This window comes from Allobosea sp. RIT-PG3_2 (assembly GCF_057321085.1).
The window spans coordinates 539,214-554,484 of record NZ_JBXWCA010000001.1; the positions used below are offsets into that span (position 1 = coordinate 539,214).

A 15,271-nucleotide genomic window follows, 5' to 3' on the forward strand; every position below is an offset into this window, starting at 1 on the left:
GCGTCGTTGGATGATTGCAGTAGCACGCGAGCAGTTGACGAAACGCAAACCGGATACGCGACTCCAAGCCCCATGGCACTCAGACTGACCTACGAGGACGCAGAAGCGCTGGCACTGCGTGCCCTCGGCTTCCTTGCCGCCGAACCGGAGCGGATCGAGCCGTTCCTGAGCACGACCGGCCTCGGCCCCGCGAATCTCCGCTCCGCTGCGAGCGAACCCGGCTTCCTGGCGGCCGTGCTCGACCATATCTCGGGCAGCGATTCGCTACTGCTAGAGTTTGCAGAGAATTTAAGGCTGAATCCGGAAAGAGTCGGCGAAGCGCGCCGCCTGCTCGCCGGGCCGGAGCCGGACGACTTCGCTTGAGCGCGGGCGCCCTCTCGCTACGCAGCCTGTGCCGCGATTGCCTGGCGGACCATGATGGACCCGAACCGTTGCGGCGCTGCCCGGCCTGCGGCTCGCCGCGCCTGATCCACCACGCCGAGCGCGACACGCTCAGCCTCGCCCATATCGACTGCGACGCCTTCTACGCGACGATCGAGAAGCGCGACGATCCCAGCCTGCAGGACAAGCCGGTGATCGTCGGCGGCGGCAAGCGCGGCGTCGTCTCGACCTGCTGCTACATCGCCCGCACCTATGGCGTCCGCTCGGCCATGCCGATGTTCAAGGCGCTGAAGGCCTGCCCCGAAGCGGTAGTGGTCAAGCCGAACATGGCGAAATACGTCACCGTCGGCCGCGAGGTCCGGCAGATGATGCGCGAGCTGACGCCGCTGGTCGAACCGCTCTCGATCGACGAGGCCTTCCTTGATCTCTCCGGCACGGAGCGGCTGCATCATGCCAGCCCCGCCGCGACGCTGGCGCGCTTCGCCAGGCGCATCGAGGCCGAACTCGGCATAACCATCTCGGTCGGCCTGTCCTATGCCAAGTTCCTGGCCAAGGTCGCGTCCGACCTCGACAAGCCGCGGGGCTTCTCGATCATCGGCCGCGGCGAAGCGGTCGCCTTCCTCGCCGACAAGCCGGTCAGCCTCATCCCCGGCATGGGCCCGGCGAGCGTCGCGAAGCTGGCGGAAGGCGGGTTCAAGCTGATCGGGGATCTGCGCGAGGCGCCGGTCGAGAAGCTGTTCCGGCTCGCCGGCAAGGACGGCCCTCGCCTGAAGAATCTCGCCAACGGCATCGATGCGCGCACGGTCACGCCGGAGCGCGAGACCAAGAGCGTGTCCAGTGAAACGACGCTCGATGTCGATCTCTCGGGCTTCGATGAGCTGGAGCCGATCCTATGGCGGCTCTGCGAGAAGACCTCGAAACGCCTGAAAGCGCAGGAACTCGCCGGCCGGAGCATCACGCTGAAGCTGAAGACGGCCGATTTCCACACCATCACCCGCGCCACCCGGTTGCCCGAGCCGACGCAGCTTGCCGCGCGGCTCTTCGCCGCCGGCCGCGACCTGCTGAAGCGCGAATGCACAGGACCGCGCTATCGCCTGATCGGCATCGGCACGAGCGATTTCAGCCCGCCCACGGAGGCGGACCATGGCGACCTCGCCGACACGGCGACGCCACGCCTGAAGGCGATGGAAGGCGCGCTCGACAAGCTGCGCGCCCGCTTCGGCGACGAAGCGATCGGCAAGGGGCTCAGCCTCAGGCTGCCGCAGCGGCGCTCGGGCGAACCGGCTATTTCGCGCAAGCTTCCTGAGGAAGAAGATCCAGACGCGTGAGCGTGCCGCGCAGCGCGAAGCTGCCATAGTCGAGCTTGATCGCGCCGGTGACGCCGTTGTCGTAGAGCTCGAACGAGATCGTATAGGACGGCGTCGATTCACCCGAGCCGACCTTGAAATACGAGATCGTGACCGGCCAGCGCGCGATCTTCTCGAATTCGGGACGCTGCAGCGGCTTCTCCGTCGGCTCGCTCTCGATGCGCTTTCCGATGACCGAAAGCGTGTCGTAGACCTCCTTGCCGGAGTTCGCGCCGTCATAGAGCCGCACGTTCAACGTATGCTGGCCGGCGCGCGCTGCCTGGATGACCGCCTTCATCTGGGCATTCGGGAAGAGCGCGTCGCTGCCGTCGCGATGGGTTTCGTCCTTGGGCTGACGCAGCTTCACCTCGTAGCCGCCGCCATTCTTCGCGGCGGTGCCGTCGACGGTCTCAGGCTTGGCGCCGCCGGACGAGCTTTCGGTCTTGAAGCGGTAGCTGGCGCCGTCGCCCGCCTCGAAGCTGGTGGTGCGGGCATCGATGACGCGCGGGCCGGCTTCGGTGCCGAGCTGCGTGACCTGCCGGAACGACAGGGCATAGCCCTCGCAGGCATCGCCGGTGAACTCGAAGGCAATGCGGCCGCGCGCCGTCTCGATGTTGCCGGAAGGCTTGGCGTTGTCGAGCACGAGATCATAGACCGCGCGATGCGGGGCGAGGATCACGCGATCCGCCCCCGATTGAGCCGCCGTTCCCTGCGCCCAGGCCGGCGCCGCGGCCAGCATCAACGCTGCGATACCGACTTGGCCCGCGTAAGCCGCGAGCCTCAAACCTGTTCCGTTCATGCGCCGCTTTCCGTTCCGTCCTCGTTGGAAATCTAGGTGCATTGCGGCAATGGCGCAAACATGGCGAAACACCGTTTCGCGAGCGGCGCAGCGGCCCTGCCGAGGCGGCATGGCGCGATGCTTGCGGGCCGTCCGGGCTTCGGCCATGAAAGACCGTCTCGAAAGACCCTGCCTCGCTCGCGGAGCCACGCCATGAACGTCGTCGAAACCCGTCTCGCCGAACTCGGCATCACCCTGCCGAGCCCGGCCGCGCCCGTCGCGAACTATGTGCCTTACGTGATCACGGGCAATCTTCTGATCATCTCGGGGCAGATCTGCTTCGGCCTCGACGGCAAGCTCTCCGACTCCCACAAGGGCAAGCTCGGCGCCGAGATCTTCAACGAGGCCGGGCTGGAAGCCGCGCGGCTCTGCGCCATCAACGTTCTGGCCCAGGCCAAGGCCGCGCTCGACGGCGATCTCGGCCGCATCGTGCGCTGTGTCCGCCTCGGCGGCTTCATCAATGCCGCCCCGCATTTCGCCGCGCTGCCGGCGATCATGAACGGCGCATCCGACCTGATGGTCGAGGTGCTCGGGGACAAGGGCCGCCATGCCCGTTCGACCGTGGGCGTCGCCGAGCTGCCGGCCGATGCCGCAGTCGAGGTCGAAGCGATGTTCGAGATCATCTGATGGCTCAGGCTTCCAGGGATGCCGGCCGACCCGATCTCGGCTGGCTGGTCGCACGGCCGATCGCCCATCGCGGCCTGCACGATCTTGCCGCCGGTGTGATCGAGAACAGCCCCTCGGCCGCACAGGCTGCGATCGCCGGCGGCTTCGGCATCGAGTGCGACGTCCAGCTCACCACCGATGGCGAGGCGGTCGTGTTCCACGATTTCGTGCTCGACCGCCTGACGGGCGAGACCGGCGCGGTCGTCGAGCGCAAGGCCGAAGCGCTTTCCGGCATCACGCTCAAAGGCAGCAACGACCCTATCCTGACGCTCTCGGCCTTCCTCGACCTGATCGGCGGGCGGGTGCCACTCGTCATCGAGATCAAGAGCCGCTTCGACGGCAATCTGGCGCTGACGCGCCGGACGGTCGAGGTCGTCGCTGGCTACAGGGATCATCCGATCGTGATCAAATCCTTCGATCCCACGATCGTGACCGCGTTGCGTGAGCTCGCGCCGGACATTCCGCGCGGCATCGTGGCGATGAACTCCTATGACTATGGGGACTACGACAAGCTCTCCCCGGAGCGAAAGCATGCTCTCGCCAACCTGCTGCACTTCACCGAGAGCCGGCCGCATTTCCTGTCATGGAAGGTCACCGACCTCGAAAGCGCCGCGCCTTATCTCTGCCGCAACGCGCTGGGCCTGCCGCTGATGAGCTGGACCGTGCGCACGCCGGAGGAACGGCAGCGAGCGGCGAAATACGCCGACCAGATGGTCTTCGAGGGTTTTCGCCCTTGAGCGAGCCTGAGGGCGGCGATCTCACCGTTCGTGTCGCGACCTCCCTCAAGGCCGTCCCCGCAGGCGCGTGGAACGCCTGCGCCAATCCTCACGCGCTGCTGGATGCCGTCTCGGTGCCCGGCAGCGCTCGCCCGGACCTGGCCATCGACCGGGACAACCCCTTTGTCAGCCACGAATTCCTCACCTCTCTGGAGGAGGGCCGCTGCACCGGCGGGCGCAGCGGCTGGTCGCCCGCCTATCTGGTCGTCGAGGATGGCGCGGGGCAGATCCTCGCCGCCGCGCCGAGCTTCCTGAAAAGCCACAGCCAGGGCGAATATGTCTTCGATCATGGCTGGGCCGACGCCTATGAGCGCGCGGGCGGTCGCTACTACCCCAAGCTCCAGGTGGCGGCGCCCTTCACGCCCGCGACGGGCCCGCGCCTGCTCGTCGCCGACGGCCCGCGCGCTGAGGAAGCCCGCGCGGCCCTGATCGCGGGGCTGGAAGCGCTGCGCGCGCAGACGCAAGCCTCTTCCGTCCATGTCACCTTCGCGCAGGAGCCCGATATCGCTGCGCTGAAGCAGGCCGGCTATCTCGAACGCAACGATCTGCAGTTCCATTGGCAGAACGAAGGCTTCGGCACCTATGACGACTTCCTCGCCACGCTGGCCTCGCGCAAGCGCAAGGCGCTGAAGCGCGAACGGCGCGAGGCCGTCTCCGCCGGCATCACCATCGAAGCTTTGTCGGGCCGCGATCTCACCGAGGCGGTCTGGGACGATTTCTTCGGCTTCTACCAGGACACCGGCTCGCGCAAATGGGGCCGCCCCTATCTCAACCGTGCTTTCTTCTCGCAAGTCGGCGCGGCGATGGGCGAGCGCGTCGTCCTGATCATGGCCAGGCGCGCCGGCCGCTATATCGCGGGCGCGATCAACTTCCGCGGTGCCAACACGCTCTATGGCCGCAACTGGGGCTGCATCGAGGATCACCCCTTCCTGCATTTCGAGGTCTGCTACCATCAGGCCATCGACTATGCGATCGCGCATGGGCTCACCCGCGTCGAAGCCGGTGCACAGGGCGAGCACAAGCTGGCGCGCGGCTACAGGCCCGTCATCACCCACTCCCTGCACCATATCGCCGATCCCGGCCTGCGCCGGCCGGTCGCGGCCTACATCGCGCAGGAGCGCGATCAGATCGCAGCGGCACAAGTGGCGCTCGCAGCCGAAAGCCCTTTCCGCAAGAGTGACACGGCCGATGACTGACGCCCCGGGCATTGCGGCCGCGCCGGCCGCGTCGAGCTTCTGCGGGGATGCCGAACTCGGCTACCGGCGCAGCCTCACCGATTTCTCCGCGCCGCTTCGGCTCGACGACAGCTACCGGCTGGCACATCTGCCGCTGGTCGCGCCGGAGCATCCGGGGGTGATCGCCCGGCGTGCGGACGGGTTCTACGAGATTGGGCGGCACCCGCGTGTGTTCTCGCTGGTGCTGCCGGTCGAGGATGCAGCGCTACGCGCCTCGCCCGCATTTCTCGCGCTGGAACAGGACCTGAAGGCCGCGCCTTTCGCCCGCAAGATCGCCTGGGACATCCTTCCGAAGCGACAGGACAGGCTCCACGCCACGGTCTGCGGCTCGCTCGGCATCGGGGAGCCGCCGGTCATCGCCGAGGAGACCGCCAGGGCACTCCGGCAGGTGGGACCTTTCGCCGTGGAGCTGCGCGGGCTGTTCTCCGGCAACGTCAATCGCGGCAGACTCTACCTCGCCGTCTATCCGGAGAAGCGCGGCGGCAGGAACATGCTGCAGGCCGCGCAAGCCGCGTTCGGGCGCCCGCCCGGCGATCTCTGGCTCGTCGGCCTCTACAATCTCGTCGACGATCTCGATGCCGCCGAGACGGCGGCGTTGGCCGGCATCGTCTCGCGCTGGTGGAACGAGCCGCTGCTGCGCCTGACCGTGATGGAGCTGCAGGTCATGGGCGCCTGCGACGATCTCGTGCTCGACAGCGCCGTCGAGACGACATTGTCGCTGGGTGCCTGACGCAGGACGGGTCCGATTTCGCGGCCTTGACGCCCTCGCTAGCGAGCCACAGGTTGCATGTTCCGCTTCCAAGCCGCCGGAACCGCCATGACCGCCTATGATCCGTCCAACGTCTTCGCCAAGATCCTGCGCGGCGAACTGCCCTCCCACACCGTCTACGAGGACGACGAGACGATCGCGATCATGGACATCATGCCGCGCGCCGACGGGCATGTGCTGGTGGTCCCGAAAGCGGCCTGCCGCAACGTCTTCGACGCGCCGGCCGAGGCGCTGAAGGCCGTCGCGCTGTCGACGCAGAAGCTGGCGCGGGCGGTCAAGACCGCCTTCGCCGCCGAGGGAGTGACCATCCAGCAATTCAACGAGGCCGCCGGCGGGCAGGTCGTGTTCCATCTCCACGTCCACGTCATGCCTCGCTTCGACGGCGTGGCGCTGCGGCCGCACACCGGCGCGATGGAGAAGAACGAGGTGCTGGCTGACAATGCCGAGAAAATTCGCGAGGCCCTGAAAAAAATCTGACGGCGGATGTCACAGGGGCGGAGGCTGCCTCGTCTTATCGTCATCAACCGATGGAGATGACCATGAGCCAACGCCTCAATGCCTTCCAGGTCGCGCCCGGAGCGATCGAAGCGCTGCTGAAGACGCAGAATTACGTCAACGAGAGCGGGCTCGAGCACAGCCTGCTCGAGCTGGTGAAGATGCGGGCGTCGCAGATCAACGGCTGCGCCTACTGCCTGCACATGCACGCGATGGACGCCCGCAAGGCCGGCGAGACCGAGGCGCGGCTCTATCTGCTCGACGCCTGGCACGAATCCGAGCTCTACACGCCGCGCGAGAAGGCCGCTCTCGGCTGGACGGAGGCCCTGACCCGACTGTCGGAAGCGACCCCGAGCGACGCAGCCTTTGCGGAACTCCGCGCCCATTTCAGCGAGAAGGAATGCGTCGATCTCTCGCTCTCGATCAGCACGATCAACGCCTGGAACCGGATCAATGCCGGCTTCCGCTCGCGCCATCCGGCCGACAAGCCTGCCAGGGCTGCCGCCTGACCTCCACCTCTTGACGCTCCCGGCCCCGAGGCCGAACCTGAAGGCCGGGAGCCGCACTGCCAGCGAGAACCACGATGAGCAAACGTCTCAATCCCTACACAGTTGCGCCCGATGTCATGAAGCCGCTGATCGCACTCGAAGCGGCGATCAAGGATTTTGGCCTGGAATACAGCCTGATCGAGCTCGTCAAGATGCGGGCGTCGCAGATCAATGGCTGCGCCTACTGCCTGCACATGCATTCGGCCGATGCCCTCAAGGCCGGCGAGAGCGAGGCGCGGCTCTACCTGCTCAGCGCCTGGCACGAATCCGCCCTCTACACCCCGCGCGAGCGCGCCGCGCTGGCCTGGACGGAAGCCTTGACGCTTCTGCCGCAGACCCACGCGCCGGATGCCGACTATGAAGAGACGCTGCGCCATTTCAGCGAGGAGGAGATGGTCAAGCTCACGCTGCTCATCGGCACGATCAATGTCTGGAACCGGGTCGCGGTCGGCTTCCGCTCGCACCATCCCAACGACAGGGCTCCGAAGGCCGCAGCGGCCTGAGCCGTCCGACGCCACCGGAGCATGACAACAGCACCCGCCAGCCTCTTCGAGGCGCATCGGTCCTATCTGACCCGCCTCGCCTACCGCATGCTCGGCTCGCTCAGCGACGCCGAGGATGTGGTGCAGGACGCCTGGCTGCGCTGGCACGATTCCGCCCCGGAAGCGTTGTCGAACCCGCGCGCCTGGCTGGGGCGCGTGGTGACGCGGCTTTGCCTCGACCTGATGAAATCGGCGAGGCGGCGGCGCGAGAACTATGTGGGTGCATGGCTGCCCGAGCCGCTGATCGAGGAGATCGGCGGCGCCTCCCATAGCGATGAGGGGCTCGACGTTCCCTATGTGCTCCAGCTCGCTCTGGAGCGCCTCTCGCCGCTCGAACGCGCCGCCTTCCTGCTGCATGATGTCTTCGACCTGCCCTTCTCCGAGATCGCCGACACGCTCGGGCGCAGCGAGGCGGCCTGCCGGCAGCTCGTCTCGCGGGCGCGCCGGCATGCGCGGCAGGACGGGCCGCGCCATCCGCTCTCACCCGAGGAGGCGAAGCGCTATGCCACGGCCTTCTTCGAAGCCGCCCACAGCACCGATCCGACCGCGCTGAAGGGCCTGCTCGCGCAGGACGCGGTGCTCCATGGCGACGGCGGCGGCAAGGCGAACTCGGTGCTCAACCCGATCTTCGGGAGCGAGAAGATCGGCCGTTTCTTCGCCGGTCTCGCTCGCAAGCCGGAACAGCAGGGCTTCGTGACCCGCTACGAGCCGGTGCTGATCAACGGCATGCCCGGCTATATCAGCGCCGAAACGGACACGGAGCAGGCCGTGGTGCTCGACATCCGCGACGGGCAGATCCAGGCGATCTACGTCATCCGCAACCCGGACAAGCTCGGTCCCGTGCGGGACCGGCTCAACGCGACGATCAGCTAGACCGCCCCGAACAGCCAGACGCCCCCGATCAGCACCACCTCGCCCGAAAGCACGGCCAGCATCATCCGGCGGCGGCTGATGGCCATCACGGCGGCGGAGGTGGCGAGCGCGGCGACGCGGATGAACAGCGGTGCGTGCGCCAATGCCCCCGGCGGCGAGACCATCAGCTTGGCGACGATGCCGGCGAGCAGCGCCGTGGCGACCGCCCTCACCCATTCGAGCAGCGGGGAATCCGCGTCGAGCCCGCGCGCGAAGCCGACGGCGAGCCAGCGCCAGATCTCGGTCGGCAGCACGGCGAAGAGCATGAGCGCGAGATAAGGCCACAGCGGCCCGTCGAGCAGGGCGATCGGCTGGGTCATGCGGCCGCTCTGCGCCGGCGGCCGACCAGGAAGGCGATGCTGCCGGCGGTCAAGCCGGCGACGATGAGATCGAAGCCGCCGCCGATGAAGCGCTCGCAGATCGGCGCTAGCGCCAGCCCCAGGACCAATGCGGTGACATCGCCGCGATGACGCAGCCCCGCCGTCAGCGAGACCAGGAAGAAGATCGGAGTCAGGCAGAGCAGCCCGGCCGCAAACGGTATCGGCAGCGCGTCGAGCAGGTAATACCCGGCGAAGGTTCCGATCGAACTCACCGCCATGCAGGTGTTGGCGAAGCCGAGGAAATAGGCCACGCGCTGGTTCACCGGGATGCCCGGCAGCCGGCGAAGCCCTTCCGTCCAGGCTGTCACGGCAACGTAGTGCGCGAGGAAAAGCTGCTGCCAGACGCTCTGGCCAGGCCGGCGCAGGAGCGGCAGGATCGCCATCGTCATCGGCAGGAAGCGCAGCGAGGCAAAGGCGATGGCGATCGCGATCGCGCTCCAGGCGGCGCCGGCGGCGATCGAGGCGAAGAACAGTACCTGCGATGGGCCGGCCCAGACCAGGATGGTCGAGAGCACGGCGACATCGACGGGATAGCCGACGTCGCGCGCCAAGGATCCTATGCCGATCAGCCCGAAGCCGACGATCCAGGCCGGGAGCAGCAGCGCATCGCGCATGCCGGCCAGCGCCACGCGCTGCCAGCTCCAGTCTGCGGATACGCTCATCGGATCATTGCTGCGAGCAGCCTCGAGAAAACGAAAACGCCCGCGCCGGAGCCGGACCTGTTGTCCCTATGGCTTATGCCGGGAAGGCTCGCCAAGGCGTCGCAGGGAGTGACGGCCTTGCATGGCCCGCAGAGCCGCGTGCGCCGGTCAGCTCTTGCCGCCCTTCATCGCCACGGCGATCAGCTCATTGGCGAAGTCGATCAGCTCTTTGGGAATGCCGCCGACCGCCTTGATGCCGAGATAGATCAGATAGACCAAGGCCGGCACGAGAATCCAGCCGAGCACTTCCTCGAAGATCTTGCGGCGGCGCCGGCGGCGGTCGCGCTTCTCGAACCAGCCCAGCTTCTCTCTTGCCGGGCGGGCCGGTGCCGGGGTCGCTGGCATGCCCTCGCCGTCGGCGGCGAGGGTTGCAGATTTGCGTTTGAACAACACGTTCTCAGGCCTTTGTCAGCGGAACCTTCGGCACGGTACGGACCGCACGGCCGGAGGCCTTGGGCGGCGTACCAGGCTCGTCATCCGGCCCGGCTCCGCCCTTCGGGCTTCGCCGCGGCGTGGCTTTCGCCGCCTTGCCGCCAGCCGCCGCCTTGGCGCGCGGCTTCGGCGACCTCTTGGCGGTCGCGGCTTCGACATCCTTCTCGGGCTTGGGCTTCGCCGGCCCGTCCGGGAATTCGAGGCCGAGCACCTTGATGCCGGTCTCGGACTGGACGACCACCACCTTGACGGCACCGCCATTCTTGAGGCGCCCGAACAGCACCTCGTCGGCAAGCGGGGTCTTGATGGTCTGCTGGATCAGCCGGGCCATCGGCCGGGCGCCCATCGCCTCGTCATAGCCGTTCTCGACCAGCCATTCGCGGGCCTCGTCCGAGAGCTCGATGGTGACGTTGCGGTCGGCGAGCTGGGCTTCGAGCTGGAGCACGAACTTGTCGACGACGCGGGCGACCACCGTCTTCGGCAGGTGGCCGAAGGAGATGACGGAGTCGAGCCGGTTGCGGAATTCCGGCGCGAACAGCTTGTTGATCGCCTCGGTATCGTCGCCCTCGCGCTTGCTCCGCGTGAAGCCATAGGCGTTGCGGGCCATGTCGGCGGCTCCGGCATTGGTCGTCATGATGAGGATGACGTTGCGGAAATCGACCTGCTTGCCGTTGTTGTCGGTCAGCTTGCCGTGGTCCATCACCTGCAGGAGGATGTTGAACAGGTCCGGGTGGGCCTTCTCGATCTCGTCGAGCAGTAGCACGGAATGCGGATGCTGGTCGATCTGGTCGGTCAGCAGGCCACCCTGGTCGAAGCCGACATAGCCCGGAGGCGCGCCGATCAGCCGCGAGACGGTGTGGCGTTCCATGTATTCGGACATGTCGAAGCGGATCAGCTCGACGCCGAGCGAGGAGGCGAGCTGGCGTGCCACCTCGGTCTTGCCGACGCCGGTCGGGCCGGCGAAGAGGTAGCAGCCGATCGGCTTCTCGCCGTCGCGCAAGCCGGCGCGGGCGAGCTTGATCGAGGAGGACAGCGCCTCGATCGCCTTCTCCTGGCCATAGACGGTGCGCTTGAGCGTCTGCTCGAGATTGCGCAGCACCTCGGCATCGTCCTTGGAGACGGTCTTCGCCGGGATGCGGGCCATGGTCGAGACCGCGATCTCGACCTCCTTCACGCCGATGGTCTTCTTGCGCTTGTGCTCCGGCAGCAGCATCTGCGAGGCGCCGGTCTCATCGATGACGTCGATCGCCTTGTCCGGCAGCTTGCGGTCGTGGATGTAGCGCGCCGAGAGTTCTACCGCCGCCTTGATGGCGTCGTTGGTGTAGCGCAGCTTGTGGAACTCCTCGAAATAGGGCTTGAGGCCCTTGAGGATCTCGATCGTGTCCGGCACCGACGGCTCGTTGACGTCGATCTTCTGGAAGCGGCGCACCAGCGCCCGGTCCTTCTCGAAATACTGGCGGTATTCCTTGTAGGTGGTCGAGCCGATGCAGCGCAACGTGCCCGAGGCAAGCGCCGGCTTCAGCAGGTTCGAGGCATCCATCGCACCGCCCGAGGTCGCGCCCGCGCCGATCACCGTATGGATCTCGTCGATGAACATGATCGCCTTGGGGTGCTGCTCGATCTCCTTCATCACCTGCTTGAGGCGCTCCTCGAAATCGCCGCGATAACGGGTGCCGGCGAGCAGCGTGCCCATGTCGAGCGAGAAGACGGTCGCGTCCTTCAGGACCTCCGGCACCTCGCCGCGGGTGATCTTGAGGGCGAGGCCTTCGGCGATCGCGGTCTTGCCGACGCCGGGGTCGCCCACCAGTAACGGGTTGTTCTTCTGGCGGCGGCAGAGGATCTGGATCGTGCGCTGCACCTCGGCCTCGCGGCCGATCAGCGGATCGATGCGCCCGTCCCTCGCCTTCCGGTTCAGGTTGACGCAGTAAGCGTCGAGCGCGCTTTCCTTTTTCTTCTTGTCCTTGTCCTCGCTGCTGCTGCCCTGCTCGGAGCGCTGCTCGCGCTGCGGCTCGCCCTCCTCCTCGGAGCCGCGCACCGGGCGGCTCTCGCTGGCGCCCGGGCGCTTGGCGATGCCGTGGCTGATGTAGTTGACCGCGTCGTAACGGGTCATGTCCTGCTCCTGCAGGAAATAGGCGGCGTGGCTTTCGCGCTCGGCGAACATCGCGACGAGCACGTTGGCGCCGGTCACCTCTTCGCGGCCGGAGGACTGGACGTGGATCACCGCGCGCTGGATCACGCGCTGGAAGCCGGCGGTGGGCTTGGAATCATCGCGGCCGTCGGTGACGAGATTCGTCAGCTCCGAGTCGATGTAGTCGACGAGGTTGCGGCGCAGCAGGTCGAGATCGACGCTGCAGGCGCGCATGACCGCGGCCGCGTCCTGGTCGTCGACCAGGGCGAGCAGGAGATGTTCGAGGGTGGCGTATTCGTGACGGCGCTCATTGGCCAGGGCCAGAGCCCGGTGAAGCGCCTGTTCGAGACTGCGCGAGAAACTCGGCAAGGGGAGCGCTCCTATCTGTTTGCGGAGTGTGCGATCGGACCCAAGGCTACTTTTTCTCCATCACGCATTGCAGCGGATGCATGTGCTTGCGTGCAAGATCCATGACGAGCGTAACCTTGGTCTCGGCGACCTCGTAGGTGAAGACGCCGCATTCGCCGACGCCGTTCTGATGCACATGCATCATGATATGCGTCGCTTCGGCGCGGTCCTTGTTGAAGAACCGCTCCAGAACGTGAACGACGAACTCCATGGGGGTGTAGTCGTCATTCAACAGCAGGACACGATAGAGGTTCGGCTTGCGTGTGCGGGTGCGGGTCAGCACCGCGGTGCCTGTGCCGTCGCGTCCACCATCGACAGGCGGTCCGGCGCGCTTGGGACGATCAGCCATGACAAGCCCGCCCGAACCCGCCCGCACGGGCGATGTCGGATCGGCTCGCATTGCTGTGTCCTTGCCTGCCTGCATCGTTCCCGTCCGCGCCATGCCTGCCGAAACCCGGTCCAAATCGATCCTGCGTTCCCACCCGAGATAGTGCTTCGCTTGCGAATTTACAGACCTCTCCGCCGCTTCGCCAGCCCGTTCCCGCCTCCTGCACCCAACTCTTCGCGACATGGCAGCCAAGCGCCCCGCCGCTTGACCCATCATACCCGCCGGACATAAGCCCCTCGGGCCGCTGGATGAAGGAAATCGCCATGACCCCCAACGCCGTCGTCACCATCGGCGAGGATCTCGCCCGGCCCGTGCGCTTCGGCAATGCCCTGCCGCTCGCCCTGATCGCCGGTCCCTGCCAGATGGAAAGCCGCGACCATGCGCTCGAATGCGCCCTGGCGCTGAAGGACATCGCGGCCGCTCTCAACATCGGGCTCGTCTTCAAGGCCTCCTTCGACAAGGCGAACCGCACCAGCGTCAGGGGCGCCCGCGGCATGGGGATGAAGGCCGCGCTGCCCGTCTTCGCCGAAATCCGCGCGCGCACGGGGCTCCCCGTCGTGACCGACGTGCATGACGCCGCCCAATGCGCTCCGGTGGCGGAGGTCGTCGACATCCTGCAGATTCCGGCCTTTCTCTGCCGCCAGACCGACCTGCTCGTGGCGGCGGCGCAGACCGGCCGCGTCGTCAACGTCAAGAAGGGCCAGTTCCTGGCACCCTGGGACATGGTCAACGTCGCGGCGAAGGTGACCGAAAGCGGCAACTCCAATGTCATGCTGACCGAGCGCGGTGCCTCCTTCGGCTACAACACGCTGGTCACCGACATGCGCGCCTTGCCGATCATGGCGGAGATCGGCGCACCGGTGATCTTCGACGCCACGCACTCCGTGCAGCAGCCCGGCGGCAAGGGAGCCTCGACGGGCGGACAGCGCGAGTTCGTGCCCGTGCTGTCGCGCGCGGCGGTCGCCGTCGGCGTCGCCGGCCTCTTCATCGAAACGCATCCCGACCCGGATCGAGCGCCTTCGGATGGCCCGAACATGGTGCCGCTCTCCGAGTTTCAGGGCCTGATCGCCGAGTTGCAAGGGTTCGACCGCCTCGCCAAGAACCGCCCGGCCCCAGCCGTCGCCTATGTCTGAGCCCGCGCCGGCGTCCAGGTCCGATCTCGGTGCCCTGATCCCGGTCCTCGGGCTGTGTGGATTCGCATCGACGTTCACGATGCGGCTGATCGACCCGCTGGTGCCGACGCTCGCCTTCGAGTTCGGCCAGAGCGTGCACCAGATCGCATTCCTGGCGACGGCCTTCTCCGGATGCTACGCGCTCGGCCAACCCTTTCTCGGGCCGATCGCCGACTCGGTCGGAAAGCTGCGCAGCATCTCGACCTGCCTCGCCTTACTCTGCGTGCTGTCGGTGCTAGCGGCTTTCGCCACGAGCTTCTGGGTCCTGCTCATCCTGCGCGCTGCCGGCGGCGTGATGGCGGGCGGCGTCATCCCCGCGGCGATGGCGGCGATCGGAGACCGCGCGCCGATGGCCGAGCGGCAGATCATGCTCGGCCGTTTCCTCGTCATCATGATCATCGGACAGATGGCGGGCGCGACCTTCTCCGGCCTCGTCGCCGATCATGTCGGCTGGCGGGCCGTGCTGCTGGTCGCCGGTGTGCTCGCCGGCGGCGGCGCGCTGGTGGTCCGGCTGGTACTGAGGCCGCGGCCCGATGCGGCCCGCCCGCCGCTCAGCCTCGCCGGCGCGGTCGTGAGCTACAAGGCGGTCTTCGCCAATCCGCGCAGCAAGCTGCTCTACCTGTTCGTCCTGCTGGAAGGCTCGCTCGTCTTCGGGCTGTCGCCGTTCATCGCCGCCATCCTGCACGAGCGCTCGGACGCCAGCCCCTCGCAGGCCGGCATCGCAATCGGTGCGATGGGACTCGGAGGCCTCGTCTATGGCGTGCTGACCCGCATCCTGGTCGAGCGGGTCGGGCCGCGGCAGATGATGCGGTATGGCGGCCTTGCCGTGGCGCTTGCCTACTTCGCCTTCACCCTGCCCGCCCCCTGGTGGACCGCCATCGGCGTCTTCCTCCTGATGGGCTTCGGCTTCTTCCTGATTCACGGCACGTTCCAGGCGCAGGCGACCGAACTCGCGCCGACGGCCCGCGGCTCGGCCATGGCCCTGTTCGCGTGCTTCTTCTTCATGGGACACGCAACCGGCCCATTGGTCATGGGTGCGCTGCTGAATCTCATCGGGACCCAGCAGGCACTCATCGTCTTCGGCATCGGGATCGGCGTGCTCGGCTTCGTGACGCCGCGCCTTCTCCCGCCGCTCGGCTCGCGTACCTAGAAGG

General features: G+C 67.1%; 18 protein-coding genes. 12 read left to right on the top strand and 6 right to left on the bottom strand.

What is annotated here, in order from left to right:
* The first annotated feature begins 72 nt into the window (after window positions 1–72).
* Window positions 73–363 carry a DUF3572 domain-containing protein gene (locus tag AC2FAN_RS02365; RefSeq protein WP_476805922.1) on the top strand — a complete coding sequence of 97 codons (291 nt, stop codon included), beginning with the start codon at window positions 73–75 and terminating at the stop codon, window positions 361–363.
* Entirely contained in the window at window positions 360–1,709 is a 1,350-nt protein-coding gene (locus AC2FAN_RS02370; RefSeq protein ID WP_485172573.1) for a DNA polymerase IV, read from the top strand. Before AC2FAN_RS02365 ends, AC2FAN_RS02370 begins: the two co-directional genes overlap by 4 nt.
* Here the strand turns inward: AC2FAN_RS02370 and AC2FAN_RS02375 are convergent.
* Window positions 1,666–2,526, bottom strand: coding sequence for a cell envelope integrity EipB family protein (locus tag AC2FAN_RS02375; RefSeq protein ID WP_485172574.1), 861 nt, complete (start codon window positions 2,524–2,526; stop codon window positions 1,666–1,668). The two genes, AC2FAN_RS02370 and AC2FAN_RS02375, sit on opposite strands and share 44 nt — an antisense overlap.
* 192 nt (window positions 2,527–2,718) lie before the next feature.
* Between AC2FAN_RS02375 and AC2FAN_RS02380 the strand changes: the two genes are divergently transcribed.
* The 8 genes from AC2FAN_RS02380 (at window position 2,719) to AC2FAN_RS02415 (ending at window position 8,469) form a co-directional block, all read left to right on the top strand.
* Window positions 2,719–3,192, top strand: coding sequence for a RidA family protein (locus AC2FAN_RS02380; RefSeq protein WP_265053057.1), 474 nt, complete (start codon window positions 2,719–2,721; stop codon window positions 3,190–3,192).
* Window positions 3,192–3,968, top strand: coding sequence for a glycerophosphodiester phosphodiesterase family protein (locus AC2FAN_RS02385; RefSeq protein ID WP_485172575.1), 777 nt, complete (start codon window positions 3,192–3,194; stop codon window positions 3,966–3,968). The genes AC2FAN_RS02380 and AC2FAN_RS02385 overlap by 1 nt, the downstream gene beginning before the upstream one ends.
* Window positions 3,965–5,203 (top strand): GNAT family N-acetyltransferase, encoded by a 1,239-nt coding sequence (locus tag AC2FAN_RS02390; RefSeq protein WP_485172576.1) that lies wholly within the window; start codon window positions 3,965–3,967, stop codon window positions 5,201–5,203. The genes AC2FAN_RS02385 and AC2FAN_RS02390 overlap by 4 nt, the downstream gene beginning before the upstream one ends.
* Window positions 5,196–5,972, top strand: a complete 777-nt coding sequence (locus AC2FAN_RS02395) for a hypothetical protein (RefSeq protein ID WP_485172577.1) — start codon at window positions 5,196–5,198, stop codon at window positions 5,970–5,972. Before AC2FAN_RS02390 ends, AC2FAN_RS02395 begins: the two co-directional genes overlap by 8 nt.
* An 87-nt stretch (window positions 5,973–6,059) precedes the next feature.
* A complete protein-coding gene (locus AC2FAN_RS02400; RefSeq protein WP_485172578.1) occupies window positions 6,060–6,488 on the top strand; it encodes an HIT family protein in 429 nt (142 codons plus the stop codon).
* A 62-nt stretch (window positions 6,489–6,550) separates the two neighbouring features.
* A complete protein-coding gene (locus AC2FAN_RS02405) occupies window positions 6,551–7,015 on the top strand; it encodes a carboxymuconolactone decarboxylase family protein (RefSeq protein ID WP_485172579.1) in 465 nt (154 codons plus the stop codon).
* Between the two features lie 74 nt (window positions 7,016–7,089).
* Window positions 7,090–7,557, top strand: a complete 468-nt coding sequence (locus tag AC2FAN_RS02410; protein WP_485172580.1) for a carboxymuconolactone decarboxylase family protein — start codon at window positions 7,090–7,092, stop codon at window positions 7,555–7,557.
* A gap of 21 nt (window positions 7,558–7,578) precedes the next feature.
* On the top strand, window positions 7,579–8,469 hold the full coding sequence (locus AC2FAN_RS02415) for a sigma-70 family RNA polymerase sigma factor (protein WP_485172581.1): 891 nt from the start codon (window positions 7,579–7,581) through the stop codon (window positions 8,467–8,469).
* On the opposite strand, the gene AC2FAN_RS02420 is transcribed toward AC2FAN_RS02415, so the two are convergent.
* From AC2FAN_RS02420 to clpS, 5 genes are all read right to left on the bottom strand, one after another.
* On the bottom strand, window positions 8,466–8,828 hold the full coding sequence (locus AC2FAN_RS02420) for an AzlD domain-containing protein (protein WP_476805913.1): 363 nt from the start codon (window positions 8,826–8,828) through the stop codon (window positions 8,466–8,468). The genes AC2FAN_RS02415 and AC2FAN_RS02420 overlap by 4 nt on opposite strands.
* Entirely contained in the window at window positions 8,825–9,550 is a 726-nt protein-coding gene (locus AC2FAN_RS02425; RefSeq protein WP_485172582.1) for an AzlC family ABC transporter permease, read from the bottom strand. The genes AC2FAN_RS02420 and AC2FAN_RS02425 overlap by 4 nt, the downstream gene beginning before the upstream one ends.
* Before the next feature lie 147 nt (window positions 9,551–9,697).
* Window positions 9,698–9,979 carry a hypothetical protein gene (locus AC2FAN_RS02430; protein ID WP_485172583.1) on the bottom strand — a complete coding sequence of 94 codons (282 nt, stop codon included), beginning with the start codon at window positions 9,977–9,979 and terminating at the stop codon, window positions 9,698–9,700.
* A gap of 7 nt (window positions 9,980–9,986) precedes the next feature.
* On the bottom strand, window positions 9,987–12,518 hold the full coding sequence (gene clpA / locus AC2FAN_RS02435; protein WP_485172584.1) for an ATP-dependent Clp protease ATP-binding subunit ClpA: 2,532 nt from the start codon (window positions 12,516–12,518) through the stop codon (window positions 9,987–9,989).
* A 46-nt stretch (window positions 12,519–12,564) separates the two neighbouring features.
* A complete protein-coding gene (gene clpS / locus AC2FAN_RS02440) occupies window positions 12,565–12,906 on the bottom strand; it encodes an ATP-dependent Clp protease adapter ClpS (RefSeq protein WP_265054809.1) in 342 nt (113 codons plus the stop codon).
* A gap of 302 nt (window positions 12,907–13,208) precedes the next feature.
* Here clpS and kdsA point away from each other — a divergent pair, with 302 nt between their 5' ends.
* Both kdsA and AC2FAN_RS02450 read left to right on the top strand, forming a co-directional pair.
* Entirely contained in the window at window positions 13,209–14,078 is an 870-nt protein-coding gene (gene kdsA / locus AC2FAN_RS02445; RefSeq protein ID WP_476805909.1) for a 3-deoxy-8-phosphooctulonate synthase, read from the top strand.
* Window positions 14,071–15,267, top strand: a complete 1,197-nt coding sequence (locus AC2FAN_RS02450) for an MFS transporter (protein WP_485172585.1) — start codon at window positions 14,071–14,073, stop codon at window positions 15,265–15,267. Before kdsA ends, AC2FAN_RS02450 begins: the two co-directional genes overlap by 8 nt.
* The last annotated feature ends 4 nt before the right edge of the window (window positions 15,268–15,271 follow it).

Excerpts from the sequence above, each read along its gene's own strand:
- AC2FAN_RS02365 (WP_476805922.1), top strand. The coding sequence starts at position 73 with ATGGCACTCAGACTGACCTACGAGGACGCAGAAGCGCTGGCACTGCGT.
- AC2FAN_RS02375 (WP_485172574.1), bottom strand. The coding sequence starts at position 2,526 with ATGAACGGAACAGGTTTGAGGCTCGCGGCTTACGCGGGCCAAGTCGGT.
- AC2FAN_RS02380 (WP_265053057.1), top strand. The coding sequence starts at position 2,719 with ATGAACGTCGTCGAAACCCGTCTCGCCGAACTCGGCATCACCCTGCCG.
- AC2FAN_RS02385 (WP_485172575.1), top strand. The coding sequence starts at position 3,192 with ATGGCTCAGGCTTCCAGGGATGCCGGCCGACCCGATCTCGGCTGGCTG.
- AC2FAN_RS02395 (WP_485172577.1), top strand. The coding sequence starts at position 5,196 with ATGACTGACGCCCCGGGCATTGCGGCCGCGCCGGCCGCGTCGAGCTTC.
- AC2FAN_RS02400 (WP_485172578.1), top strand. The coding sequence starts at position 6,060 with ATGACCGCCTATGATCCGTCCAACGTCTTCGCCAAGATCCTGCGCGGC.
- AC2FAN_RS02405 (WP_485172579.1), top strand. The coding sequence starts at position 6,551 with ATGAGCCAACGCCTCAATGCCTTCCAGGTCGCGCCCGGAGCGATCGAA.
- AC2FAN_RS02410 (WP_485172580.1), top strand. The coding sequence starts at position 7,090 with ATGAGCAAACGTCTCAATCCCTACACAGTTGCGCCCGATGTCATGAAG.
- AC2FAN_RS02415 (WP_485172581.1), top strand. The coding sequence starts at position 7,579 with ATGACAACAGCACCCGCCAGCCTCTTCGAGGCGCATCGGTCCTATCTG.
- AC2FAN_RS02420 (WP_476805913.1), bottom strand. The coding sequence starts at position 8,828 with ATGACCCAGCCGATCGCCCTGCTCGACGGGCCGCTGTGGCCTTATCTC.
- AC2FAN_RS02425 (WP_485172582.1), bottom strand. The coding sequence starts at position 9,550 with ATGAGCGTATCCGCAGACTGGAGCTGGCAGCGCGTGGCGCTGGCCGGC.
- clpS (WP_265054809.1), bottom strand. The coding sequence starts at position 12,906 with ATGGCTGATCGTCCCAAGCGCGCCGGACCGCCTGTCGATGGTGGACGC.
- kdsA (WP_476805909.1), top strand. The coding sequence starts at position 13,209 with ATGACCCCCAACGCCGTCGTCACCATCGGCGAGGATCTCGCCCGGCCC.
- AC2FAN_RS02450 (WP_485172585.1), top strand. The coding sequence starts at position 14,071 with ATGTCTGAGCCCGCGCCGGCGTCCAGGTCCGATCTCGGTGCCCTGATC.